This is a genomic window from Sanguibacter biliveldensis (assembly GCF_033798665.1).
Lineage (GTDB): Bacteria > Actinomycetota > Actinomycetes > Actinomycetales > Cellulomonadaceae > Sanguibacter > Sanguibacter inulinus.
In genome coordinates this window covers 2,222,865-2,246,979 of record NZ_CP138359.1, presented here as the reverse complement: position 1 = coordinate 2,246,979, position 24,115 = coordinate 2,222,865, and the positions used below count along the sequence as shown (strand labels likewise).

22 protein-coding genes and 1 tRNA gene are annotated in these 24,115 nt (G+C 69.8%); 17 read left to right on the top strand and 6 right to left on the bottom strand.

The genetic code is table 11. The features are described 5' to 3' along the window. Nucleotides 1-566 precede the first annotated feature (566 nt). The 5 genes from gap (at nucleotide 567) to SANBI_RS09790 (ending at nucleotide 4,731) form a co-directional block, all read left to right on the top strand. Nucleotides 567-1,571: a type I glyceraldehyde-3-phosphate dehydrogenase gene (gap, locus tag SANBI_RS09810; RefSeq protein WP_056133296.1), complete on the top strand. Its 1,005-nt coding sequence runs from the start codon at nucleotides 567-569 to the stop codon at nucleotides 1,569-1,571. Nucleotides 1,572-1,701: 130 nt separating this feature from the next. Continuing rightward, complete coding sequence (locus SANBI_RS09805; RefSeq protein WP_056133293.1) at nucleotides 1,702-2,901, top strand: phosphoglycerate kinase; 1,200 nt, start codon at nucleotides 1,702-1,704, stop codon at nucleotides 2,899-2,901. A gap of 83 nt (nucleotides 2,902-2,984) precedes the next feature. Beyond that, nucleotides 2,985-3,779, top strand: coding sequence for a triose-phosphate isomerase (gene tpiA / locus SANBI_RS09800; protein ID WP_056133290.1), 795 nt, complete (start codon nucleotides 2,985-2,987; stop codon nucleotides 3,777-3,779). Between the two features lie 318 nt (nucleotides 3,780-4,097). Then, a complete protein-coding gene (gene secG, locus SANBI_RS09795) occupies nucleotides 4,098-4,349 on the top strand; it encodes a preprotein translocase subunit SecG (protein ID WP_056134243.1) in 252 nt (83 codons plus the stop codon). Nucleotides 4,350-4,380: 31 nt separating this feature from the next. Then, nucleotides 4,381-4,731, top strand: a complete 351-nt coding sequence (locus SANBI_RS09790; RefSeq protein WP_056133287.1) for an RNA polymerase-binding protein RbpA — start codon at nucleotides 4,381-4,383, stop codon at nucleotides 4,729-4,731. Nucleotides 4,732-4,919: 188 nt separating this feature from the next. Here SANBI_RS09790 and SANBI_RS09785 read toward each other — a convergent pair whose 3' ends face one another. The 6 genes from SANBI_RS09785 to tkt form a co-directional block, all read right to left on the bottom strand. Then, nucleotides 4,920-5,558 carry a MepB family protein gene (locus SANBI_RS09785; RefSeq protein ID WP_319154552.1) on the bottom strand — a complete coding sequence of 213 codons (639 nt, stop codon included), beginning with the start codon at nucleotides 5,556-5,558 and terminating at the stop codon, nucleotides 4,920-4,922. Further along, the gene (gene pgl / locus SANBI_RS09780; RefSeq protein ID WP_319154550.1) at nucleotides 5,555-6,301 is read right to left on the bottom strand and encodes a 6-phosphogluconolactonase; all 747 of its coding nucleotides are present in this window, start codon (nucleotides 6,299-6,301) and stop codon (nucleotides 5,555-5,557) included. Before pgl ends, SANBI_RS09785 begins: the two co-directional genes overlap by 4 nt. Continuing rightward, nucleotides 6,298-7,218 carry a glucose-6-phosphate dehydrogenase assembly protein OpcA gene (locus SANBI_RS09775; protein ID WP_319154548.1) on the bottom strand — a complete coding sequence of 307 codons (921 nt, stop codon included), beginning with the start codon at nucleotides 7,216-7,218 and terminating at the stop codon, nucleotides 6,298-6,300. The genes pgl and SANBI_RS09775 overlap by 4 nt, the downstream gene beginning before the upstream one ends. Nucleotides 7,219-7,269: 51 nt before the next feature. Then, nucleotides 7,270-8,811: a glucose-6-phosphate dehydrogenase gene (gene zwf, locus SANBI_RS09770; protein WP_056134239.1), complete on the bottom strand. Its 1,542-nt coding sequence runs from the start codon at nucleotides 8,809-8,811 to the stop codon at nucleotides 7,270-7,272. A 148-nt stretch (nucleotides 8,812-8,959) separates the two neighbouring features. After that, nucleotides 8,960-10,096 (bottom strand): transaldolase, encoded by a 1,137-nt coding sequence (gene tal, locus SANBI_RS09765; protein WP_319154544.1) that lies wholly within the window; start codon nucleotides 10,094-10,096, stop codon nucleotides 8,960-8,962. 251 nt (nucleotides 10,097-10,347) lie between these two features. Continuing rightward, entirely contained in the window at nucleotides 10,348-12,525 is a 2,178-nt protein-coding gene (gene tkt / locus SANBI_RS09760; protein ID WP_179913157.1) for a transketolase, read from the bottom strand. Between the two features lie 611 nt (nucleotides 12,526-13,136). On the opposite strand from tkt, the gene SANBI_RS09755 reads away from it, so the two are divergent. The 12 genes from SANBI_RS09755 to SANBI_RS09700 all read left to right on the top strand — a co-directional run bounded on the left by SANBI_RS09755 (nucleotide 13,137) and on the right by SANBI_RS09700 (nucleotide 24,066). Beyond that, nucleotides 13,137-14,054: a heme o synthase gene (locus SANBI_RS09755; protein WP_319161243.1), complete on the top strand. Its 918-nt coding sequence runs from the start codon at nucleotides 13,137-13,139 to the stop codon at nucleotides 14,052-14,054. 9 nt (nucleotides 14,055-14,063) lie between these two features. Further along, nucleotides 14,064-15,017 carry a site-specific tyrosine recombinase XerD gene (locus SANBI_RS09750; RefSeq protein ID WP_179913156.1) on the top strand — a complete coding sequence of 318 codons (954 nt, stop codon included), beginning with the start codon at nucleotides 14,064-14,066 and terminating at the stop codon, nucleotides 15,015-15,017. A gap of 104 nt (nucleotides 15,018-15,121) precedes the next feature. Then, nucleotides 15,122-16,003 carry a ParA family protein gene (locus SANBI_RS09745; RefSeq protein WP_319154540.1) on the top strand — a complete coding sequence of 294 codons (882 nt, stop codon included), beginning with the start codon at nucleotides 15,122-15,124 and terminating at the stop codon, nucleotides 16,001-16,003. After that, nucleotides 15,987-17,024: a segregation and condensation protein A gene (locus SANBI_RS09740; RefSeq protein ID WP_408669758.1), complete on the top strand. Its 1,038-nt coding sequence runs from the start codon at nucleotides 15,987-15,989 to the stop codon at nucleotides 17,022-17,024. The genes SANBI_RS09745 and SANBI_RS09740 overlap by 17 nt, the downstream gene beginning before the upstream one ends. After that, nucleotides 17,021-17,692, top strand: coding sequence for an SMC-Scp complex subunit ScpB (gene scpB / locus SANBI_RS09735; protein WP_319154537.1), 672 nt, complete (start codon nucleotides 17,021-17,023; stop codon nucleotides 17,690-17,692). Before SANBI_RS09740 ends, scpB begins: the two co-directional genes overlap by 4 nt. A 4-nt stretch (nucleotides 17,693-17,696) precedes the next feature. Then, entirely contained in the window at nucleotides 17,697-18,488 is a 792-nt protein-coding gene (locus SANBI_RS09730; RefSeq protein WP_056133260.1) for a pseudouridine synthase, read from the top strand. 83 nt (nucleotides 18,489-18,571) lie between these two features. Continuing rightward, nucleotides 18,572-18,934, top strand: coding sequence for a chorismate mutase (gene aroH, locus SANBI_RS09725; RefSeq protein WP_319154533.1), 363 nt, complete (start codon nucleotides 18,572-18,574; stop codon nucleotides 18,932-18,934). Between the two features lie 20 nt (nucleotides 18,935-18,954). Next, complete coding sequence (gene cmk, locus SANBI_RS09720; RefSeq protein WP_408669697.1) at nucleotides 18,955-19,719, top strand: (d)CMP kinase; 765 nt, start codon at nucleotides 18,955-18,957, stop codon at nucleotides 19,717-19,719. Nucleotides 19,720-19,892: 173 nt separating this feature from the next. Beyond that, on the top strand, nucleotides 19,893-20,600 hold the full coding sequence (locus SANBI_RS09715; RefSeq protein ID WP_319154531.1) for a lysophospholipid acyltransferase family protein: 708 nt from the start codon (nucleotides 19,893-19,895) through the stop codon (nucleotides 20,598-20,600). A gap of 113 nt (nucleotides 20,601-20,713) precedes the next feature. Further along, nucleotides 20,714-22,285, top strand: coding sequence for a ribosome biogenesis GTPase Der (gene der / locus SANBI_RS09710; RefSeq protein WP_228087280.1), 1,572 nt, complete (start codon nucleotides 20,714-20,716; stop codon nucleotides 22,283-22,285). A gap of 220 nt (nucleotides 22,286-22,505) precedes the next feature. Next, nucleotides 22,506-23,903: a UTP--glucose-1-phosphate uridylyltransferase gene (locus SANBI_RS09705; protein ID WP_319154526.1), complete on the top strand. Its 1,398-nt coding sequence runs from the start codon at nucleotides 22,506-22,508 to the stop codon at nucleotides 23,901-23,903. 89 nt (nucleotides 23,904-23,992) lie between these two features. After that, nucleotides 23,993-24,066, top strand: a tRNA-Pro gene (locus SANBI_RS09700). The last annotated feature ends 49 nt before the right edge of the window (nucleotides 24,067-24,115 follow it).

The following is a 24,115-nucleotide window of genomic DNA, read 5'->3' as shown; positions in this document are numbered from 1 at the left end:
TCGTCCTCTGACTAGCGGGTTGTTCGCGCGCCGCTGCCACGCCGTGCGTTCGCGGCTGCCATCTGCGCACAGCTGCGGAGCGTCCTGCTCGTGCCGTCGGCCGTCCGCCCAGGCCAGGACCTCGGTCCGGGGTCGCCGGGCCGCTCTGCGCGCCCAAAGGTCGGCCTCGGACACCGCTGTCGACCGCCCTTCCGTCCGCACCCCGTCCCGCACCGCTCGCTCGGCGACCGCCTAGGCCAGACCTAGGGCTCCAGCAGGCCCAGGACCCCTCCCGGACACGTGCGTGTGACCAGGTCGTGGGAGTTGTTGCCAGATCTTGGCCCGCCGTTGGTTCCCAGGTGCCCGGAGCGTGGGGTGAAGCCGTCTCACGGGACGATGGTCCTCACACGAGAGGCCATCTAGGTATAGGCTCAAGGAGTCAGGTTCACGGGAGACCCCGAGCCGGACCGAGGATCGGTCCAGCGACGTCTTTTCGGATGCCAGGCAACTCACCAACGTACGCTGACGTACGTGTCGTTCGTCAACTACCGTGCGTCGGTTCGTCCGGCGCGCCCGAGGAGGGCATAGTGACCATCCGCGTCGGAATCAACGGCTTCGGTCGAATTGGACGTAACTTCTTCCGCGCAATCCTTGCGTCTGGAGCAGACATCGAGATCGTCGGTGTCAACGACCTCACGGACAACAAGACGCTTGCGCACCTGCTCAAGTACGACTCCGTCCTGGGCCGCCTCGCCGCCGAGGTCTCGTACGACGAGGACTCCATCTCCGTCGACGGCAAGAAGATCAAGGCCCTCGCAGAGCGCAACCCGGCAGACCTGCCCTGGGGCGCACTCGGTGCCGACATCGTCATCGAGTCGACCGGCTTCTTCACCGACGCCACGAAGGCGAAGGCCCACATCGAGGCCGGCGCCAAGAAGGTCATCATCTCCGCTCCCGCGAGCAACGAGGACGGCACCTTCGTCATCGGTGTCAACGAGGGCGACTACAACCCCGAGACGATGCACATCATCTCGAACGCCTCCTGCACGACGAACTGCCTCGCCCCCATGGCGAAGGTGCTCGACGAGGCCTTCGGCATCGAGCGTGGACTCATGACCACGATCCACGCCTACACCGGTGACCAGAACCTGCAGGACGGCCCCCACAAGGACCTCCGCCGCGCCCGCGCAGCAGCGATCAACATCGTCCCGACCTCGACCGGTGCGGCCAAGGCCGTGGCGCTCGTCCTCCCGCAGCTCAAGGGCAAGCTCGACGGCTACGCGCTCCGCGTCCCCGTGCCCACAGGCTCGGCCACCGACCTCACCTTCACCGCCTCCAAGGAGGTCACGGTCGAGTCGGTCAACGCCGCGATCAAGGCTGCAGCCGAGGGCCCCCTCAAGGGCATCCTCGTCTACACCGAGGACCCGCTGGTCTCCTCCGACATCGTGACGGACCCCGCGTCGAGCATCTTCGACGCTGGCCTCACCAAGGTCATCGGCGACCAGGTCAAGGTCGTCTCCTGGTACGACAACGAGTGGGGCTACTCCAACCGCCTCGTCGACCTCACGGTCCTCGTCGGCGAGAAGCTCTGAATCGCTGCGAATCCCTGAGTCACGGGTGATCACCCGAGCTCGCTGAACCGTCCGCGTGAGTGATGAGAGCCGTCTGGCCACGTCACTCACGCGGACGTTCTCATGTCCGCCCCCTGAACCTGGAGTACCCATGAAGACGATCAAGGACCTCGGCGACCTGCGCGGCAAGCGCGTTCTCGTCCGTTCAGACTTCAACGTGCCGCTCGACGGCACGACGATCACCGACGACGGCCGCATCCGTGCCGCGCTCCCCACCCTCTCCTCGCTCGTCGAGGCCGGCGCGAAGGTCGTCGTCACGGCGCACCTCGGCCGCCCCAAGGGTGCTCCCGAGGACAAGTACTCGCTCGCGCCCGTCGCAGCCCGCCTCGGCGAGCTCCTCGGCGCCCCGGTCACCCTCGCGAAGGACACCGTCGGAGAGTCCGCGAAGGCCACCGTCGCAGCTCTCGGCGAGGGCGAGGTCGCCCTCCTCGAGAACATCCGCTTCGACCCGCGCGAGACCTCCAAGGACGAGAGCGAGCGCCAGTCCCTCGCCGCCGACCTCGCTGAGCTCGCCGACTTCTACGTCTCCGACGGCTTCGGCGTCGTGCACCGCAAGCAGGCGTCCGTCTACGACATCGCCCTCGCGCTGCCCTCCGCCGTCGGCTCCCTCGTGCTCAAGGAGGTCGAGTCCCTCAAGAAGGCGACCGACAACCCCGAGCGCCCCTACGTCGTCGTCCTCGGTGGCTCCAAGGTCTCCGACAAGCTCGGCGTCATCGGCAACCTCATCACCAAGGCCGACCGCCTCCTCATCGGTGGCGGCATGCTCTTCACCTTCCTCGCCGCGAAGGGCTACTCGGTCGGCAACTCGCTCCTCGAGGAAGACCAGATCGACGCCGTCAAGGGCTATCTCGCCGATGCCGAGAAGGCTGGCGTGGAGATCGTCCTCCCGGTCGACATCCTCGTCGCCGACGAGTTCAAGGCGGACTCGCCCGCGACAGTCGTCGCAGCAGACGCGATCCCCGACGGCAAGATCGGCCTGGACATCGGCCCGGAGTCGCAGAAGCTCTTCGCCTCCAAGATCGTCGACGCCAAGACCGCGGTCTGGAACGGCCCGGCCGGCGTCTTCGAGTTCGAGGCCTTCTCCGGCGGCACCCGTGCCGTCGCCCAGGCCCTCGTCGACGCGACCAGCAACGGCGCCTTCACGATCGTCGGCGGTGGCGACTCCGCCGCGGCCGTGCGCATCCTCGGCTTCGACGAGGCCGGCTTCAGCCACATCTCGACAGGTGGCGGCGCGAGCCTCGAGTTCCTCGAGGGCAAGTCCCTCCCGGGCATCGCCGTCCTCGACGCCTGACACACCCGCTCGACGGGGGAGGGCGGTGTCCCACGCGGGACGCCGCCCTCGCCCTCACCCCTGACTCACGAAGGTAGGACCACATGGCCAACGCCCGTACCCCCCTCATCGCCGGCAACTGGAAGATGAACCAGGACCACCAGGAAGCCATCCACCTGGTGCAGAAGCTCGCCTGGGCCCTCAAGGACGCCAAGCACGACTTCTCGCAGGTCGAGGTCACCGTCCTCGCCCCGTTCACCGACCTCCGCAGCGTCCAGACCCTCGTCGACGCCGACAAGCTCGAGCTCACCTACGGTGCGCAGGACGTCTCCCAGCACGTCTCGGGCGCCTACACCGGCGAGATCTCGCCCGTGTTCCTCAGCAAGCTCGGTGTCTCCTACGTGGCCGTCGGCCACTCGGAGCGTCGCCAGTACCACGCCGAGGACGACGCGCTCGTCAACGCCAAGTCGAAGGCCGCGCTGGCCCACGGCATCATCCCGATCATCTGCGTCGGCGAGCCCCTCGAGGTCCGCAAGGCCGGAGACCAGGTCTCCCACACCCTCGCCCAGGTCGACGGCGCCCTCGAGGGCCTCTCGGCCGAGGACGCCGCCAAGGTCGTCATCGCCTACGAGCCCGTCTGGGCCATCGGCACCGGTGAGGTCGCCACCCCGCAGGACGCGCAGGAGGTCGCCGGAGCGATCCGCGCCCGCCTCGCCGAGCTCTACTCGGCCGACGTCGCCGACGCCGTCCGCGTGCTCTACGGCGGTTCGGTCAAGTCCTCGTCGATCGCCGAGCTCATGAAGGAGCAGGACGTCGACGGCGCCCTCGTCGGAGGCGCCAGCCTCGACGCCGAGGAGTTCGCCAAGATCGCCCAGTTCAAGGCTGCCGCCGCGAGCTGATCGCCCGATCGACAGGGTGGGACCGGGAGTTCGGTCCCACCCTGTCGTGCGTCGGAGGCCCCGGGCGACGATCCGGGTGGCCGGTCCGGTCAGGACGAGCGTCCGGACCACGGGCCACGTCTCCTGCGAGTGCCTCGCGCTCGACGAGCGTGGGGTGGTCTATCCTGGTAGACGGCACGGATCGTGGTGTCCGTCACCTGCACTCCCCGCCCCGGTCGTCACGACCTCGGCCTGCAGGCGACCGACCTGCTCCACGTGCTGCTGAACATCGGTGCTCCTCCGTGAGCACCTCACCGACGTAGAGGGAAGAACAAGTCTGTGGACATCCTGCGTATCGCGCTCCAGGTCGTGCTCGTCCTCACGAGCGGCTTCCTGATCCTCCTGATCCTGCTGCACAAGGGCAAGGGCGGCGGGCTCTCGGACATGTTCGGCGGCGGTGTCTCGAGCAGCGTCGGCAGCTCCGGGGTCGCTGAGCGCAACCTCAACCGCATCACCGTGGGCTTCGCCCTCGTGTGGTTCGTCGTGGTGGTCCTCCTCGGGCTCATCACCAAGGTCGACACGGGCATCTGACAGCCCATCCATCTCTGGCAGGAGCGGCACAGTGGCCGGTGGTAGTGCGATCCGAGGATCGCGAGTTGGAGCAGGTCCCATGGGCGAGGCCGAGCGGGGCGCGACAGCGCCACGCTTCTTCGTCTCCTACTACTGCGCGAACGGGCACGAGACCCGCCCGAGCTTCTCGATCGAGAGCAACGCCCAGGCGCCCGAGCACTGGGACTGCACCCGGTGCGGCTACCCGGGCGGCCAGGATGCGGAGAACCCGCCGCCCCTCGTGCGCAACGAGCCGTACAAGACGCACCTGGCCTACGTGAAGGAGCGCCGCTCCGAGGAGGACGGCGAAGCCCTCCTCGACGAGGCCCTCGCAGCACTCCGCGCCCGCCGCGGTCGCCGCTGACCAGTAGCCCCCCGCACCTTGCCCGAGTTGGCCGGTGCCTGCTCGACCGTCCGACGAGATCGTGACTTCCGAGCGAGATCGATCCCTGCACGGCCCGATCTCGCTCCGAAGTCACGATCTCGTTGCCGTCTGCCGTCTGCCGTCTGCCGTCTGCCGTCTGCCGTCTGCCGTCTGCCGTCTGCGGCGCGCTAGAGCCCTAAGAGCCTGCGCGCTCGTCCCAGGTCGCCATCGCCGAGGGGCAGTGGGACGAAGTGCTCGACCTGCCACCGCTGGGTGCGCGCGGCCTGCCCGGGAGCGGTGAGGGACCACGGCGGGTAGACACGGAAGCCTCGCTTGCCCCCGCGGCCGTCTCGAGCCACGATGCCGTGAGACACCAGTGACGCACGGTCGAAGACGAAGACCCCGCGTGCCGGGTGTGGCCCGTCCTCGGCGGCGGTGACGAGGAGCGTATCCGCGCTGTCGTCCGCGTCGAAGGGGCCGGTGGTGCCGTCTGCGGACCGCCGCCAGTGCGTGACGAAGAGACCGACCTTGGTCGGGGTGATCTTGCCGGAGCGGACCCTCACCTGGGCCTGGGCCTGGGCCTGGGCCTGGGCTTGGGCTTGGGCGTGGGTAATTGCCTCAGGTGTGTCGCTGGGGCGGACGCCCTCGGGGTCCAGACGATCCAGACCGCTCACGCTCACCAGCATCCCGTCGTACTCGGCGCTCTCGGGCTCCACCACCTCAGAGACCACAGCCAGTCCGAGCGGGGAGAAGAGCTCTCGCACGACGAGGGCGAGACCGCTCACGGTCTCGCCCTCGTCGTGCGCAGCCTGGGCTGCGTGGGTCATCGTCCGGCGGCCGCCGAGTCGAGCAGCCACAGGGTGAGCTGGGCACCGACAGCCGCAGCCGCCGGCGCCTCGGCCTTGTCTGCGCCAGACAGACCGGCCTTGACGGCGTCGGCCTTCTCGGCGCCGGCGGCGATGATCCACACCTCGTGGGAGGCCTGGATCGTCTCGAAGGTCAGCGAGACACGCTCGGGCGGCGGCTTCGGGGAGTTCCGCACACCGACGGTGCTCTGCCCGGTGACGGTCCCACCGGGGTGGCCAGGGAACAGCGACGCGACGTGCGCGTCAGGGCCCATGCCCAGCAGTGTGATGTCGAAGACGGGCGCCGCTGCACCCTCGGGGGCGAAGCGCGCGAGCTCCTCGGCGTAGAGCGCCGCAGCCGCGTCGACGTCCACGTCACCGTCGACGGACGGCATCGCGTGCACGTTCTCCGCGGGCAGCACGTCGAGGTGGTCCAGGAGCGCCTCACGGGCCTGGGTCTCGTTGCGGTCCGCGTCGCCAGCGGGCAGGTAGCGCTCGTCGCCCCACCACAGGTGCACGCCAGTCCAGTCGACGGCGTCGCGCACGGGGTTCTTCGCGACGGCCGCGAGAGTCTTGATCCCCACGGTCCCGCCGGTCAGGACCACGTGCACGGGGGAGCGCACGGACTGCAGGTCGAGGATCCGGGTGAGGAGCCGAGACGCCGCAGCCTCGGCGAGGATCTGCGCGTCCGGGTGGACGACCACCAGCCGGGACTGCGGGCTCATGCGGAGGCCGTCACGCGGGGCAGACCCTTGGCGAGGACCTCGCCGTAGACCTCGTCGGGGTCCAGACGGCGGAGCTCCTCCGAGAGGCACTCGCGGAGCGAGCGCACCGGGAGGGTGATGCGGTGGTCCGGCTGACCGGGCTGTGAGAGCGTCGCGACCCGGCCGTCGGGACGGTCGAGCACGATGTCGCCGGACTTGCGGTGCAGGACGACCTTGGTGATCGCCAGCTCGTCGGTGTTCCGCGTGATGGTCACGGGGCACCGCAGCTTCTCGGCGAGCCAGGCGCCGAGCAGGTCGACCGAGGTGTGCGCCTCGGAGCCCTCGACGGTCACACCGGTGACGGGCTCGTAGGGCGGCTGGTCGAGCATCGCGGCGAGCAGCCCGCGCCACACCGTCACGCGGGTCCACGAAAGGTCGATGTCACCCGGGTGGTGGTTCTTGCGGAGCGTCTCGAGCGTGGCGCTCGGCGACGTGCACTTGAGGCTGTCCGTGATGCGGATCTTCGCCATCTGGCCGACGAGGTCGGTCGACGGGCTGTCGGGAACCTCGTTGGGCCACCAGGCGACGATCGGTGCGTCGGGCAGCAGCAGCGGCATGATGAGCGTGTCCGGGTGCTGGGCGACCACCGAGGACGGGCGCAGCACGATGACCTCGCTGGCCCCGGCGTCGCCGCCCACGCGGATCTCCGCGTCGAGCTGGTCGGGGCGGCCCTCGGCGGTCGAGACGACGACGATGCGGCACGGGTGCTCGCGGCTCGCGTCGTTGGCGGCGTCGACCGCCTCCTCGATCTCGTTCTCGTCGGCGACGATCACGAGGGTGAGGACGCGGCCGAGGGCGATCGCCCCGCCCTCCTCGCGGATCTTGATGAGACGACGCGCGACAGCGCTGACTGTCGTCTCCGGCATGTCGATGATCATGGTGTGCTCTCTCAGTCGGTCAGGCGCAGGTCGGTGAGGTCCGGTGGCTCGTCAGGGCCGACGCCAGGACCGGCCGTCGCGGGCGAGCATCTCGTCGGCGGAGTCCGGGCCCCAGGTACCGGAGCGGTACGCGTCCGGGGTGCCCTTGCTCTCCCAGAACTTCGTGATCGGGTCGAGGATCTTCCACGAGAGCTCGACCTCCTCGTGGCGGGGGAAGAGGGGCGGGTCGCCGAGGAGCACGTCGAGGATGAGTCGCTCGTAGGCCTCGGGGGAGGACTCGGTGAAGGCGTGGCCGTAGCCGAAGTCCATCGTGACGTCGCGGACCTCCATCGCGGTGCCGGGGACCTTCGCGCCGAGGCGCAGCGTGATGCCCTCGTCGGGCTGGACGCGGATGACGATCGCGTTCTTGCCGAGCTCGCTCGTCGCGGTCGACTCGAAGGGCAGGTGCGGCGCCTTCTTGAACACGACGGCGATCTCGGTGACGCGGCGGCCGAGGCGCTTGCCGGTGCGGAGGTAGAAGGGCACGCCGGCCCAGCGACGGGTGTCGATGTCGACACGGATCGCCGCGTAGGTCTCGGTCGTCGAGGCGGGGTCTGTGCCCTCTTCCTCGAGGTAGCCGACGACCTCTTCGCCGCCCTGCCAACCGGAGGCGTACTGCCCGCGGGCTGTGTGCTTGCCGAGGTCCTTGGGCAGGCGCATCGCGGAGAGGACCTTGATCTTCTCGGCGATGAGGTCGTCTGCCGCGAAGGAGACCGGCTCCTCCATCGCCGTGAGGGCGAGGAGCTGGAGCAGGTGGTTCTGGATGACGTCGCGCGCTGCGCCGATGCCGTCGTAGTACCCGGCACGGCCACCGATGCCGATGTCCTCGGCCATGGTGATCTGCACGTGGTCGACGTAGTTGGCGTTCCAGATCGGCTCGTACATCTGGTTCGCGAAGCGCAGGGCCAGGAGGTTCTGGACAGTCTCCTTGCCGAGGTAGTGGTCGATCCTGAACACGTCTTCGGGGGCGAAGACCTCGGAGACCACGTCGTTGAGCTCGCGGGCGGAGGCGAGGTCGTGACCGAAGGGCTTCTCGATCACCACGCGGCGCCAGGCGTCCTCGGGCGACTTCGACAGTCCCGAGCGGGCGAGCTGGCGGCAGACGACGGGGAAGGCGCTCGGCGGCACGGAGAGGTAGAACGCGTGGTTCCCCTTGGTGCCGCGCTCCTCGTCGAGCTCCGCGACGGTCTGGCTGAGGCGCTCGAAGGCCTCGTCGTCGTCGAAGGAGCCCTGGACGAAGCGGATGCCCTCGGCGAGCTGGTTCCACACGTCTTCACGGAAGGGCGTGCGGGCGTGCTCCTTGACGGCGTCGTGGACGACCTTCGCGAAGTCCTGGTCCTCCCAGTCGCGCCGGGCGAAGCCTGTGAGCGCGAAGCCCGGGGGCAGCAGGCCACGGTTGGCGAGGTCGTAGACGGCCGGCATGAGCTTCTTGCGGGCGAGGTCTCCGGTCACGCCGAAGATCACGAGACCGGACGGTCCGGCGATGCGCGGCAGGCGCAGGTCGCGCGCATCGCGCAGCGGGTTGGAGTCGGCTTCGATCTTTGCGGGTCTCACGGGCGCCACCATCTTCTCCGGGTGTGGCCTGTCCAGGTCACGCCCACGGTCTGACTTGTCTGTCTGACGTGTCGAACGACTGGTCTGCGACGCTGCGCCGCAGACCAGTCATGTCTAGCAGGACTCTAGGACCTGAGTCCTGGGTGTCTCAGGAGGAGGCCCCGGAGAGTCCGTCGCGGACTGTCTGGAGCAGCTCGTCCCAGCTGGCCTCGAACTTCTGCAGGCCGTCTTCTTCGAGGTTACGTGTCACCTCGGCGAGGTCACCGCCGAGACGCGCGAACGTGTCGAGCGTCGCACGCGCCTCGTCGTAGGTCCCGGTGATCGTGTCGCCGCTGATCTCGCCGTGGTCGGCGACGGCCTGGAGGGTCTTCTCGGGCATGGTGTTGACCACGCCCGGCGCGACGAGCTCGGTGACGTAGAGCGTGTCGGGGTAGTCGGGGTTCTTGACACCCGTCGAGGCCCAGAGCGGGCGCTGCGGACGTGCGCCGCGTGCCTCGAGGGCCTTCCAGCGGTCGGAGGCGAGCGTCTCGCGGTGGATCTCGTAGGCGAGGCGGGCATTGGCGATCGCGACCTTTCCGAGCAGACCCTTGGCCTCGTCGGAGCCGATCTCCTCGAGCTGCTTGTCGACCGACCCGTCGACGCGCGAGACGAAGAAGGACGCGACCGAGGCGAGGTCGGAGACGTCGCGGCCTGCCTCGAGCGCCTGCTCGAGGCCTGTGAGGTACGCGTCGATAACCGCGGAGTAGCGCTCGAGGGAGAAGATCAGCGTGACGTTGACGCTGATGCCCTGGGCGATCGCCGCGGTGATCGCGGAGAGACCCTTCTCGGTCGCGGGGATCTTGATGAACAGGTTCGGGCGGTCCACGGTCGACCACAGGCGCTCGGCGAGCCTGCCTGTCGCGTCGGGGTCCTGCGCCATGCGCGGGTCGACCTCGATCGACACGCGGCCGTCGACGCCGCCCGAGCGGTCGTAGACGGGTCGCAGGACGTCGCAGGCGTCGCGGACGTCGCGGGTGGTGATCTCCCAGACGGCGTCGTCCAGGTCGGTGCCCTGCGCGGCGATCTCCGTGAGCTGCTCGTCGTAGCTCTGCCCCTGGGAGAGCGCGCTCGCGAAGATCGTCGGGTTGGTGGTGACGCCCACGACGTCGCGGGTGGCGACGAGGTCGGCGAGGTTGCCTGTCGTGATCCGCTCGCGGGAGAGGTCGTCGAGCCAGATGGCGACCCCCTCTGCGCTGAGTCGGGTCGTGGCCTCGGACTGGGTGGGAGTGCTGCCGTTCTCTGTCACGGTGTGGACCTCTCCTCGTGCTGCTGGGTGCTGCTGCGGCGGGTGCTGTGTGCTCGCGCTGCGGGTGGTGCTCGTCGTGTGGTGGTGCTGGTCGTGCGGTCGCGCTGGGCAGACGACGACGGGCTGCGTCCGTCCCTGTTCCATCAGATCAGAGAAGGACGCAGCCCGCGATCAGAGCCGTGCGTCTCGTGCCTCACACCTGCGGTGCGGTGCCCCCGAGGGGACGCTCACCGCAGGTGTGCTCGCACGCGTCAGGGACGGTCGGCGGTCCCGCCCTCGGAGGGGGTGGCGGAGGCACCGGGAGCTGCGGAACCCGCAGCCTCGATGGACTCCTTGGCCGCGGCCACGACGGCCTCGGTCGTGATGCCGAACTCGCGGTACAGCGTCTTGAAGTCCGCGGAGGCACCGTAGTGCTCGATCGAGATCGAGCGGCCGGCGTCTCCGACCAGCTCGCGCCAGCCCTGGGCCACGGCGGCCTCGACCGACACGCGGGCCTTGACCGAGGCGGGGAGGACCGACTCGCGGTACTCGGCGTCCTGCTGGTCGAACCACTCGCGGCTCGGGATCGACACGACGCGGGCGTTGACGCCCTCGGCCTTGAGGGCCTCGCGGGCGTCGACCGCCAGCTGGACCTCGGAGCCTGTGCCCATGAGGATGACGTCCGGGGTGCCGTTCGGCGCCTCGGCGAGGACGTAGGCGCCCTTCGCGACACCGGCTGCGGAGGCGAAGGTCTCGCCGGTGGCGGCACCCTCTCCACGCTCGTAGGTCGGGACGTTCTGACGGGTCAGGACGATGCCGGCGGGACGGTCGGTGTGGCCGAGGATCGTCTTCCAGGCCCAGGCGACCTCGTTCGCGTCCGCGGGGCGGACGACGTCGAGACCCGGGATCGCACGCAGCGCGGCGAGGTGCTCGATCGGCTGGTGCGTGGGGCCGTCCTCGCCGAGACCGATCGAGTCGTGGGTCCAGACGAAGGTCGACGGGATGCGCATGAGGGCCGCGATGCGGACCGCCGGGCGCATGTAGTCGGAGAAGACCAGGAACGTGCCGCCGTAGGCGCGGGTGCCACCGTGCAGCACGATGCCGTTGAGGATCGCGCCCATGGCGTGCTCACGGATGCCGAAGTGCAGCGTGCGCCCGTGAGGGTTGCCGGTCCAGGCCGCCGTGGAGTGCTCGGCCGGGATGAAGGACGGCTCGCCCTCCATGGTGGTGTTGTTCGACTCGGCGAGGTCGGCCGACCCGCCCCAGAGCTCGGGGAGCACGGGTGCGAGGGCCGTGAGGACCTTGCCGGAGGCAGCGCGCGTCGAGACGTCCTTGCCACCCTCGAAGGTCGGGAGCACAGAGTCCCAGCCCTCGGGGAGGGTGCGGGTGGTGAGGCGCTCGAGGAGCTCCGCGCCCTCGGGGTTGGCGGTCTTCCACGCGTCGAAGCCGACGGTCCAGGCCTTGCGGGCCTCGGCGCCGCGGGCACCGACCTCGCGGGCGTGGGCGAGGACGTCGTCAGCCACGTCGAAGGACTTCTCGGGGTCGAGGCCGAGGTTCACCTTGAGGCCTGCGACCTCGTCAGCACCGAGGGCCGAGCCGTGGATCTTGCCGGTGTTCTGCTTCTTCGGCGAGGGCCAGCCGATGATGGTGCGCAGCGCGATGATCGACGGCTTGCCGGTCTCGGCCTTCGCAGCCGAGAGCGCTGCGTGCAGCTCCTCGACGTTCTCGACGTAGCCGGTGCCACCCTGCGTCCAGTCGACGCGCTGGGTGTGCCAGCCGTAGGACTCGTAGCGGGCGAGCACGTCCTCGGAGAACGAGATGTTGGTGTCGTCCTCGATCGAGATCTGGTTCTGGTCGTAGATGACCACGAGGTTGCCGAGCTGCTGGTGACCCGCGAGGGACGAGGCCTCGGAGGTGACGCCCTCCTGCAGGTCGCCGTCGCCGGCGATCACGAAGATCGAGTGGTCGAAGGGGCTCTCGCCGGGGGCGGTGCTCGGGTCGAGCAGACCGCGCTCACGACGGGCCGCCATGGCCATGCCGACGGCGGAGGCGAGGCCCTGGCCGAGGGGGCCGGTGGTGATCTCGACACCGTCGGTGTGCGTGTACTCGGGGTGACCGGGGGTCTTGGAGCCCCAGGTGCGCAGCGACTTGATGTCGTCGAGGTCGACGTCGTAGCCCGAGAGGAAGAGCTGGAGGTAGATGGTCAGCGACGAGTGGCCGGCCGAGAGCACGAAGCGGTCGCGACCGACCCAGTGCGAGTCGCTCGGGTCGTGGCGCATGACCTTCTGGAACAGCGTGTACGCGGCGGGCGCGAGCGAGATCGCGGTACCCGGGTGACCGTTGCCGACCTTCTCGACGGCGTCGGCGGCGAGGGCCTTGATGGTCGCGACCGCACGGTCGTCGAGCTCGGACCAGTCGAAGGGCTGCTGCGCTGGGGTGAAGGAGTTCACCGAACCTCATCTCTGTCGTGGCGTGCGTGCACGCCCGAATTCGTCGTGGTCAGAGCCTGCGAGGCGTCGGAGGACGCCAGCAGGTGGCGGGCTGGTGCGTCGTACGGTCACGGCGAGGCCGTGGTCGTCGGCGGGCGGGCCCGACTGTCGCTCTGGATTCCGCCTTCCACCCTACGCTCGTGAGCCCTGTGAGGGGCGGTCACGTCCGTGTGACGGTCAGCGGAGCCCGCGGCCGTCCCGCTGCCTGCCTGACCTCTGCTCGTCGTCGGGCAGGTGTCGGGCAGACGTCGAGCGCAGGCTCGTCCGGGATGGCTGTGCAACATCTCCCGGCAGGCTAGCGCCTCCGGGGGACAGAAGTGTGAACGTTAACAATCGTGTCGTGGTCGGGCGGGTGACGAGTCGTCCGCACAGATCACATCTCTGGTGAGCGCGGATGGCCGGGACGAACGACCTAGGGCACGTACGATGAGTCAGACGTTGTGCTGGCCTGGACGCGGATCATCCCGCGACGAGGCCGGCCTCTCTCGGACGCAGAACGGAAATCGGCACGCGTGCACACATCGAGTCCCGCCTCGGCCCACCTGCCCAGCGACCACGTGGCAGGTGAGCCGCTGCCTGCAATCGGGCAGCAGACCAAGGGCGCAGTGCTGCGCCGGAGGATCGGGGCGTACGTCGCGCTGACCAAGCCGCGCGTCATCGAGCTGCTGCTCGTCACGACGATCCCGACGATGATGCTCGCCGAGGGCGGTTTCCCCTCCCTCTGGCTCGTGCTCGCGACCCTCGTCGGCGGTGCTGCCGCTGCGGGTGCCTCGGGTGTCCTCAACTGCTACATCGACCGCGACATCGACGAGAAGATGAACCGCACCAAGCGGCGCCCGATCGTCACCGGTGAGGTCTCGCCCCGCAACGCGCTGATCTTCGGCCTGGTGCTCGGAGCGGTCTCGCTCGTCTGGTTCGCCGTCTTCGTCAACATGGCCTCGGCCCTGCTGACCGCCGGCGCGATCGCGATCTACGTCGTCGGCTACACGATGATCCTCAAGCGCCGCACCCCGCAGAACATCGTGTGGGGCGGCATCGCGGGCTGCATGCCGGTGTTCATCGGCTGGTCGGCCGTCACCGGCGGCCTGAGCTGGGGCGCCGTCGCGCTGTTCCTGGTCATCTTCTTCTGGACACCGCCGCACTACTGGCCGCTGTCGATGAAGTTCCGCCGCGACTACGCCGAGGCCGGCGTGCCGATGCTCCCCGTCGTCGCCGACGACCTCAAGGTCGCCCGCGAGATGATCATCTACACGGTCGCCATGATCGCCTGCTCCCTCGCGCTCGTGCCCCTCGAGGGCATGACGTGGGTCTACGCCGTCGTCGCCTCGCTGCTCGGTGCGTGGTTCCTCGCCCAGTGCATCGGCATGTACCGCCGTGCCGCAGACCCCAGCCGCGGCAAGCTCGGTGCGATGAAGGTGTTCCACGGCTCGATCACCTACCTGACGCTCCTGTTCGTCGCCGTCGCGGTCGACGTCTTCCTCCCCTTCTGAGGTGACCGGGTGGTCGCAGCGGGCACCCGGGGCGACGTCCTGCGTCGTGCCGTCCAGGGGTACCTGGACCACCTGACGATCGAGCGTGGGCGCTCCGCCAACACGGTCGCCGCGTACAGGCGGGACCTGGACCGCTACGTCGGGTACCTCGAGTCCCGTGAGCTCTCCCTCGGCGACGTGACGACCACCGTCGTCGAGGACTACGTCACGGCGGTCCGGACCGGCTCCGACGGGCGGGCTCCGCTCGCCGCGGGATCGGCTGCGCGCAGCCTCGCCGCTGTGCGCGGCTGGCACGCCTTCTGCGTCGCCGAGGGGCAGGTCGACACCAACCCTGCTGCTGCGGTCCGTCCGCCGAGCCAGGGCAAGCGGCTGCCCAAGGCCATCTCGACCCACGACGTCGAGCGCCTGCTCGCGGCCGCCGGGGCGGGCGACGGTGTCGCAGCCGTCCGCAACCGGGCCCTGCTCGAGCTCTTGTACTCGACCGGGGCGCGCATCTCCGAGGCCGTGAACCTCGACATCGACGACCTCGACCTCACCCCGGGCCTCGAGGCCGTGAGGCTGTTCGGCAAGGGCAGCAAAGAGCGCGTGGTGCCCGTCGGGTCCTTCGCTGTCGAGGCGCTCCAGGCGTACCTCGTGCGGACGCGCCCGGTGTTCATGGCCGCCGGGCGGGGGACACCCGCGGTGTTCCTCAACACCCGTGGTGCGCGGCTCAGCAGGCAGAGCGCATGGCAGGTGCTCCGGTCCTCGGCCGAGGCCGCCGGGCTGCCTGGCGCTGAGCACATCTCCCCGCACACCCTGCGGCACTCCTTCGCGACCCATCTGCTGTCGGGCGGCGCCGACGTCCGTGTGGTCCAAGAGCTGCTCGGGCACGCGTCGGTGACCACGACGCAGCTGTACACGATGGTCACGGCCGACTCGCTGCGCGAGGTCTACGTGCAGTCGCACCCACGCGCGCTCGCCTGAGACGTCGGTCTCGGCAGCCGGCTGAGCGCCGGGCCCGCCTCCCTCCCGCGCCCGGCGCGGCGCGCTTGCAGCCGCGTGACGCAGGGCTGCGGTAGCGTTGCCGCGTGAGTAGTCAGGCCCCGAGCAGCACCGAGATCAACGAGCCCCGCCGCGACCCGGTGGGGCGCCTCCTTCCCGACTTCCCCGAGCCCGCGCGGCTCTCGGGGCACGGTCCCGCGCGCATCATCGCGATGTGCAACCAGAAGGGTGGCGTCGGCAAGACGACGACCACCATCAACCTCGCGGCGTGCCTCGCGGAGTACGGGCGCCGGGTGCTCATCGTCGACTTCGACCCTCAGGGCGCGGCGTCTGTCGGGCTGGGCATCAACCCCCACGAGCTCGACCGCACGGTCTACAACCTGCTCATGGAGCGCTCGGCCGACATCCACGACATCATCGTGCCGACCAACGTCGAGGGCCTGCACATGCTGCCGGCCAACATCGACCTGTCGGCCGCCGAGGTCCAGCTCGTCGGCGAGGTGGCCCGCGAGTCGGTGCTCTCCCGCGTGCTGCGGCCGGTCCTCGACGACTACGACGTGATCCTCGTCGACTGCCAGCCGTCCCTCGGGCTGCTGACCGTCAACGCGCTGACCGCCGCGCACGGGGTGCTCATCCCGCTCGAGTGCGAGTTCTTCGCGCTGCGCGGTGTCGCCCTGCTCGTCGAGACCATCGAGAAGGTCCGCGACAGGCTCAACCCGCGCCTCGAGGTCGACGGGATCATCGCGACGATGTTCGACCCGCGCACGCTGCACTCCCGCGAGGTCGTGGCCCGGGTGTACGAGGCCTTCGGCGACACTCTCATGCAGACCGTGATCGGGCGGACCGTGAAGTTCCCGGACGCGTCGGTCGCCGCAGAGCCGATCACCACCTACGCGCCGAACCACTCGGGTGCGGTCTCCTACCGACAGCTGGCCCGTGAGCTCATCGCTCGTGGCGACGCAGCCTGAGGCGTCGGCGACCGACGTCGCGCTGCTCGACGCCCCGGGTGACGGGGCGTCGGTGACGGAGGCAGCCGACCAGGGCTCGGCGGCTTTCGCCGTCCACCTCGACAACTTCGAGGGTCCCTTCGACCTGCTGCTCTCGCTCATCGCGAAGCACAAGCTCGACGTGACCGAGATCGCCCTCGCGCAGGTGACCGACGAGTTCATCGCGTACCTGAGGTCGGGGGAGCGGGACCTCGGGACGACGAGCGAGTTCTTGCTCGTCGCCGCGACGCTGCTCGACCTCAAGGCCGCGCGTCTGCTCCCCGCAGGCGACGTCGAAGACTCTGAGGACCTCGAGCTGCTCGAGGCCCGCGACCTGCTGTTCGTGCGGTTGCTGCAGTACCGGGCGTACAAGCAGCTCGCCGGGGTGTTCTCTGAGCGCCTCGCCGAGCAGGGGCGCCGGACACCGCGCTCGGTCCCGCTCGAGGCGCAGTTCGCGGCCCTGCTGCCCGAGCTCGTGTGGACCACTACGCCCCAGGACCTCGCGGCCCTCGCCGCGCACGCCCTCGCACCCAAGCCCGCCCCGCCGACCGTCGACGTCGCGCACCTGCACGCCCCCGCGGTGAGCGTGCGCGAGCAGGCGGCGATCATCGTCGAGAGGCTGCGGGCCGGTGGGGCGCTGACCTTCCGGACGCTCGTCACCGACGCTGGTTCCGTCCTCGTGGTGGTCGCGCGGTTCCTCGCGCTGCTCGAGCTGTTCCGGGAGGGCGTGGTCGGCTTCGACCAGATGACCCCGCTCGCTGAGCTCACGGTCCGCTGGACCGGCGACGACGACAGCGACGTCGAGGTCCGCGGCGACTTCGACGAGCCCGGACCTGGCGACGACCCCGAGATGGTGGCGGCCGAGAGTGTGACGGACGAGACCATCGCGCAGCTGGCCGCGGGGATCTCCGGACCGCTTGCTCGAGAGACGGCGACCGACTCAGCCGGGGCGTCCGTCGACAGCGCCGCGAGCCCGTCGCCCGACGACGGAGCGACCACATGACCGTCGACGTCGAGCACGTCCCCTTCGAAGACCGCCCCGGCGGTGTCCTCGCGGCGATCGAGGCGATCCTCATGGTCGCCGACGAGCCCGTCTCGGTCGTGCGCCTGGCGGCGGCCCTCGGCATCCCCGTCGACCGCGCGGCCGACCACCTGTGGCGGCTCGAGAGCGAGTACAGGGCAGCCGAGCGCCGTCCTGGTTTCGAGCTGCGCGAGGCCGGCGGAGGGTGGCGGATCTACTCCGCGCCGGACTTCGCCGACGTCGTCGGGCAGTTCGTCACGGAAGGTCAGTCGGCCCGGTTGTCGCAGGCCGCGCTGGAGACCCTGGCCGTCATCGCGTACCGTCAGCCGGTCACACGTGGTCAGGTCTCGGCCGTGCGCGGCGTGAACGTCGACGGCGTGGTGCGCACGCTGACCATGCGTGGTCTGATCGTCGAAGACGGCTCCGACGAGTCCAGTGGTGCGCTCTTGTACCGGACTACGGGATACTTCATGGAGCGAATGGGCCTGTCGTCACTCGACGAGCTGCCCGCACTGGCTCCGCACCTGCCCGAGATCGACGCCCTGGAGCTGCCCGACGACCCCGGTCGTGGTCAGCTGACAGGTCGCTGGGCGCAGGGTCAGACCGCCGAGGCGGCAGAACAGCCCGCAGTGGCACAACTGGAGGATTGAGTACATGAGCAACACCCGTGGCGGACGCAAGAAAGCCCGCCCGCAGGAAGCACCCCGCGACGTCCACGTCCCGGACGGTGTGCGCCTGCAGAAGGTCCTCGCGACGGCAGGGCTGGGTTCTCGCCGTGCGTGCGAGAACCTCATCACGGCCGGTCGCGTGACGGTCGACGACGTGCCCGTGCACGAGCTCGGCGTCCGCATCGACCCCGACAAGAACGTCGTGCACGTGGACGGTCTGCGCATCCAGCTCGACATGTCTCTCCTCACGCTGGCGCTCAACAAGCCGCTCGGCGTGGTCTCGACCATGCACGACCCCGAGGGCCGCCCGACGCTCGCGCAGTTCGTCGCGGACCGCCCGGAGCGCCTGTTCCACGTCGGGCGTCTCGACGCCGACTCCGAGGGTCTGCTGCTCCTGACGAACGACGGTGAACTCGCGAACCGTCTGACGCACCCCAAGTACAAGATCACCAAGACGTACACCGTCCAGGTCGAGGGCCGCGTGCCCGCGAACCTCGGTGCCCAGCTGGTCAAGGGGATCGAGCTCGAGGACGGCGTCGCGACCGTCGACAAGTACCGGCTGATCGACGCGACCCCGCAGGCGAGCCTCGTCGAGGTCGAGCTGCACGAAGGCCGCAACCGCATCATCCGCCGCATGTTCGAGTCCGCCGGGTACCCCGTGACCCAGCTGGTCCGCACGAAGATCGGCCCGATCCGCCTCGGCGACCTGCGCCCCGGGCGCGTGCGCGTCATCGGCCAGACCGAGCTCGGCACGCTCATGGCTGAGGTCGGCCTGTAGCAGGACCACCCAGACGGCCGCCGGGAGACCGGCGGCCGTCGGTGCATCACAGCCCCGAACCCGCCTGACCGAACGGAGTCACCATGACGGTGCGCGCGATCCGCGGTGCCACGCAGCTCGACGTCGACGGACGCGAGCACCTCTTCGAGCGGACGACCGAGCTCGTCAAGGAGGTCCTGCGGGCCAACGACCTCGACACCGAGGCGCTCATCTCGATCATCTTCACGTGCACGCCCGACCTCGTGTCGGACTTCCCGGCGGCCGCGGCGCGCGAGATGGGCCTCGGCGACGTGCCGCTCATGTGCGCGACCGAGATCGCCGTGCCGCACGCGCTGCCGCGCGTGGTCAGGCTCATGGCGCACGTCAACCTCGAGGTGCCGCGCAGGGACGTCCAGCACGTCTACCTGCACGGCGCGACGACCCTGCGGAAGGATCTGGCCCAGTGACGGCGATGGTAGGTGGGACTGTGAGCGGTTCTCTGGTCGGCACGACCGACCCTGACGTGGCGGTGGCTGTCGCCGTCGCCGAGGCGTCGGGTCCTCTGGTGATCGCGCTCGACGGGCCCTCGGGCTCGGGCAAGTCGAGCGTCTCCCGTCAGGTCGCGAGCCGTCTGGGGCTCGCGTACCTCGACACCGGGGCGATGTACCGCGCCGCGACGTGGTGGTGCGTGCGCAACGAGGTCGACCTCGCCGACCAGTCGGCCGTGGCCGCTCTCGTCGCGGCGATGCCTCTCGACATCGGCGTCGACCCTGCGGGGCCGACCGTGCACGTCGACGGTGTCGACATCGCCGAGGCCATCCGTGACTCCGCGATCTCGACCGCTGTGAGCGCGGTCGCGACCAACCTCGACGTGCGCGCCGAGCTGCGCCGCCGTCAGCGCGAGATCATCGACGTCGAGCGCACCGCAGGATTCTCCGGCGGGTCTGGGGTCGTCGCCGAGGGCCGCGACATCACGACCGTCGTCGCCCCCGACGCCGACGTCCGCGTGCTGCTGACAGCGAGCGAAGAGGCGCGCCTGGCGCGTCGCTCCCTCGACGTTCACGGTGACGCCGATGCGTCCTCGGTCGAGGCGACGCGCGACCAGGTGGTCCGCCGCGACCGCGACGATTCCACGGTCTCGCAGTTCCTCGTGGCCGCAGACGGCGTGGTCACCGTCGACTCCTCCGACCTGGACTTCGAGCAGACCGTCCAGGCGGTCCTGGAGGTCGTCGAGCGTTCAGGCCGGCACTGATGGCTGGTGCAGGGGGCACAGAGAGCGCCGGGGGTGCGCCGGGCGGCGACGATGCTGCTCGGGCGCGGGAGGGTGCCCGGACGGATGACGCTGCCCGCACGGGCGGCACTGCACCGTCGAGTGACGCTGTCCGATCGGGTGATGCTCCCCGCAAGGCTGCCGTGCGCCGGGACGTGACGAAGCCGCCGCTCGCGACGATCCCGGGGCCCTCGGGCCCGGCGTGGTCGCGCTGGGTCGGGCGGTTCCTCGCCAAGGTCGTCTGGAGCACCCGCGTCGTCAACGGCGCGAACCTGCCGCTCGACGGCCCCGTGCTCGTCGCCGCGAACCACACCGGCCTCATGGACGGACCCGTGGTGCTCGGCGTCGCGCGGCGCCCGCTGCACATCCTCGTCAAGGACTCGATGTTCCGCGGCCCGCTCGGCCCGGTGCTGCGGGCCGCCGGCCAGATCCCCGTCGACCGGCAGGGCGGGCGCTCTGCGCTGACCACGGCTCTCGCCGTGCTCAAGCGCGGGGGAGCAGTCGGGGTGTTCCCCGAGGGCAACCGTGGCCGTGGTGACCTCGCGGAGGTCCGTGCCGGCGTCGCGTGGCTCGCGCTGACCTCGGGTGCGCCTGTCGTGCCCGTGGCTGTGCTCGGGACACGACGGACCGGGCAGAAGGTCGGTGCGATCCCCGGGTTCCGGCGTCGCCTCTACGTCGAGGTGGGCGAACCCATCGTCGTCGAGCGGACCCCAGGCGTGTCCGGACGGGTGACCCTCGAGGCTGCGAACCGGGAGATCCGGGATGCGCTGTCGGCGCTGGTCGTCGGGGCTGTCGAGCGCAGCGGTATCGCACTCCCGCTCGACGACCCGAACCGGGAGAAGGCCCCGGGCGGAGACGTGTGATCGGTGGTCTCCGGTGAGGCGCTGGCTCGGTGTCGCCTCGGGGAGCAGGCGGTGTGATGCGGTCGTGAGCGACCGTGTTACCGATTCGCCGCCGTTCCTGGGAGAATAGGTGTATGAGCACGCCTGAGCAGAACCTTTCAGAGGACACCGCGACGACCGCGGACCCCACATCAGCGCCACAGCCGACGTCTGACGTCCCCGAGTCTGCCCAGCAGCAGGTGCCCCTGAGCGACGGCACGGAGTCCGACGGCGACGACGCACAGCGCGAGCACGCGCTCCGCGTCGGCCTCGAAGACTACGAGCTCGGCGACGAGGACATCGCGCTCCTCGGCGGCGAGTTCGACGACGGCACCGGCGAGTACGCCGGGGTGCCGCTGCCGGTCCTCGCGATCGTCGGACGCCCGAACGTCGGCAAGTCCACACTCGTCAACCGCATCATCGGCCGCCGCGAGGCCGTCGTCGAAGACAAGCCCGGCGTGACGCGTGACCGCGTCAGCTACCCGGCCGAGTGGGGCGGACGCCGCTTCATGGTGGTCGACACCGGTGGCTGGGAGGTCGACGTCGCCGGCATCGAGGCGCGCGTCGCCGAGCAGGCCGAGGTGGCCATCTCCCTCGCCGACGCCGTGATGTTCGTCGTCGACGCGACAGTCGGCCCGACCTCGACCGACGAGCAGGTCGTCAAGCTGCTCCGCAAGTCCGGCAAGCCCGTGGTGCTCTGCGCCAACAAGGTCGACGGACCGCGCGCCGAGGCCGACGCCTCGGAGCTGTGGAGCCTCGGCCTCGGCGAGCCGCACCCCGTCTCGGCCCTGCACGGCCGTGGCACCGGTGACCTGCTCGATGCCGCGATGCGCAAGCTGCCGAAGAAGACCGTCCACGGCGTGGCTGTCCCGAACGGCCCGCGCCGCGTGGCCCTCGTCGGCCGCCCGAACGTCGGCAAGTCGTCGCTCCTCAACAAGGTCGCCGGCTCTGAGCGCGTGGTCGTCGACCCGACCGCTGGCACGACCCGCGACCCGGTTGACGAGCTCATCCAGCTCAAGGGCAAGGACTGGGTGTTCGTCGACACCGCAGGTATCCGTCGCCGGGTGCACCAGACGCAGGGCGCCGACTTCTACGCCTCGCTGCGCACCCAGGCCGCGATCGAGAAGGCCGAGGTCGCCGTGGTGCTCCTCGACGCGAGCGAGAAGCTCACCGAGCAGGACACCCGCGTGATCTCCCAGGTAATCGACTCCGGTAGGTCTGTGGTCATCGCGTACAACAAGTGGGACCTCATGGACGAGGACCGTCGGCCGTTCCTCGAGCGTGAGATCGAGAAGGACCTCGTGCAGGTCCAGTGGGCGCCGCGCGTCAACATCTCGGCCGCGACAGGCTGGCACACCGACCGTCTGGTGCCGGCCCTCGAGCGGTCCCTCGCCTCGTGGGATACCCGCATCTCGACAGGACGCCTCAACTCGTTCATGGGTGAGCTTGTCGCCGCCAATCCGCACCCCCTGCGTGGTGGCAAGCAGCCGCGCATCCTCTTCGCGACTCAGGCGTCCACGCGCCCTCCGCGCTTCGTCATCTTCGCCACGGGGTTCCTCGAGGCTGGCTACCGCCGCTTCATCGAGAGGCGCCTGCGCGAGACTTTCGGCTTCGAGGGCTCGCCCATCTCGATCTCGGTGCGAGTGCGCGAGAAGCGCAAGCGCTGATCGGTTCAGTGCGCAAGCGCTGACGGGCTAGTGCTCACGCGCTGAGCGTCCGACCAGGCCGGGGTCTGCAGACAGTCGTCTGCGGGCCCCGGCCTTCGTCGTGCCTGGTGGCGGGGACCGGAGGGCTCTCCGGACCTCCTAGGGCGGGTTCTGATGTGATCTGGTGCCGTCCACAGCGCCCCGGCTGTCCGGGAGGGGCCGTTCTCACTACAGTCGGGGCATGAGCGACACAGGACTCTCCCAGGCCCAGCAGAAGATGCGCGACGGTGGTGTGGCCGAGACGGCGATCGACGTCTTCTCCCACTTCTACAGGCTGCTCGAGTCGGGGGAGACCGGTGTCATCCCCGAGTCCGACGTGGACCCGCTCGTCGACGTCGACAAGCAGTCCGAGCTCGAGGTCCCCGAGCAGGTGGGACGCGACGCCCTCGCGAAGACCGCGATCATCAAGCTCAACGGCGGCCTCGGCACGTCGATGGGCATGGACAAGGCGAAGTCGCTGCTGACGGTGCGCGGCGACGAGACCTTCCTCGACATCATCGTCGGGCAGGTGCGGCACGCGCGCGAGACGTCCGGGGCGCGGCTGCCCCTCGTCTTCATGAACAGCTTCCGCACGCGCGACGACACCCTCGCCGCCCTCGAGAAGCACGCCGACGTGGCCGTCGAGGGCGTGCCGCTCGACTTCCTGCAGAACCGCGAGCCCAAGCTGCGCGCCGACGACCTCACCCCGGTGACGTGGGAGGCCGACCCGAGCCTCGAGTGGTGCCCTCCGGGCCACGGAGACCTGTACACGGCCCTGCAGACGTCTGGGGTGCTCACAGCGCTCCTGGAAGCCGGGTTCGAGTACGCGCACGTGTCGAACTCCGACAACCTCGGTGCGTCGCCCGACGCGGCCGTGGCCGGCTGGTTCGCGCAGACCGGGGCGCCCTTCGGTGCTGAGGTGGCCGTGCGGACGGCTGCAGACCGCAAGGGAGGCCACCAGGTGGTCCGCAAGAGCGACGGGAGGATCGTCCTGCGGGAGACGGCCCAGACTCTTGACGAGGATGCTGCAGCGGCCGCAGACATCTCCAAGCACAAGTACTTCAACACCAACAACCTCTGGTTCGACCTCAAGGCCCTGGCTACTGAGCTCGAGCGGACGGGTGGGGTGCTGCAGCTGCCGCTCATCAAGAACTCGAAGACCGTGGACCCGTCCGATCCGTCGTCGACGCCGGTGATCCAGATCGAGTCGGCCATGGGGGCCGCCATCGAGGTGTTCGAGGGTGCGCGGGTGCTCGAGGTCGACCGGTCGCGGTTCCTGCCTGTGAAGACCACCAACGACCTCCTGGTGCTGCGGAGCGACGTGTACGAGCTGGGGGAGGACTACAGGCTCACAGCGGTCGTGGAGGCCCCGTACGTGGACCTGGACACGGATCACTACAAGACCTTCGGCAACTTCGACGCCCGCTTCGCCCAGGGGGCTCCGTCGCTGGTGGGAGCCACGGCGTTGCGGGTCGAGGGGGACTGGACCTTCGAGGCCGGCGTGACGGCTGTGGGTGAGGCGCGGCTGACGGACCCGGGGGAGCCCGCGACCGTCCCGTCCGGGGCCACGATCAGCGCTGACGGGCTCGACGTGTCGTGAGCACCCCTCAGGATGGGGTAATGTTCTTCTCGGCCCTCCGGGGTCGGTGAGGTTCTCACAGACGGTCTTCGGACCGGCGAGAGAACCCACGGGCTGTAGCGCAGCTTGGTAGCGCACCTGACTGGGGGTCAGGGGGTCGCAGGTTCAAATCCTGTCAGCCCGACCGTAGAGGTCCTAGTGGTTAAAGCCACTAGGGCCTCTTTTTTGTCAAT

Excerpts from the sequence above, each read along its gene's own strand:
- SANBI_RS09805 (WP_056133293.1), top strand. The coding sequence starts at position 1,702 with ATGAAGACGATCAAGGACCTCGGCGACCTGCGCGGCAAGCGCGTTCTC.
- tpiA (WP_056133290.1), top strand. The coding sequence starts at position 2,985 with ATGGCCAACGCCCGTACCCCCCTCATCGCCGGCAACTGGAAGATGAAC.
- SANBI_RS09785 (WP_319154552.1), bottom strand. The coding sequence starts at position 5,558 with ATGACCCACGCAGCCCAGGCTGCGCACGACGAGGGCGAGACCGTGAGC.
- pgl (WP_319154550.1), bottom strand. The coding sequence starts at position 6,301 with ATGAGCCCGCAGTCCCGGCTGGTGGTCGTCCACCCGGACGCGCAGATC.
- SANBI_RS09775 (WP_319154548.1), bottom strand. The coding sequence starts at position 7,218 with ATGATCATCGACATGCCGGAGACGACAGTCAGCGCTGTCGCGCGTCGT.
- scpB (WP_319154537.1), top strand. The coding sequence starts at position 17,021 with ATGACCGTCGACGTCGAGCACGTCCCCTTCGAAGACCGCCCCGGCGGT.
- SANBI_RS09730 (WP_056133260.1), top strand. The coding sequence starts at position 17,697 with ATGAGCAACACCCGTGGCGGACGCAAGAAAGCCCGCCCGCAGGAAGCA.
- aroH (WP_319154533.1), top strand. The coding sequence starts at position 18,572 with ATGACGGTGCGCGCGATCCGCGGTGCCACGCAGCTCGACGTCGACGGA.
- der (WP_228087280.1), top strand. The coding sequence starts at position 20,714 with ATGAGCACGCCTGAGCAGAACCTTTCAGAGGACACCGCGACGACCGCG.
- SANBI_RS09705 (WP_319154526.1), top strand. The coding sequence starts at position 22,506 with ATGAGCGACACAGGACTCTCCCAGGCCCAGCAGAAGATGCGCGACGGT.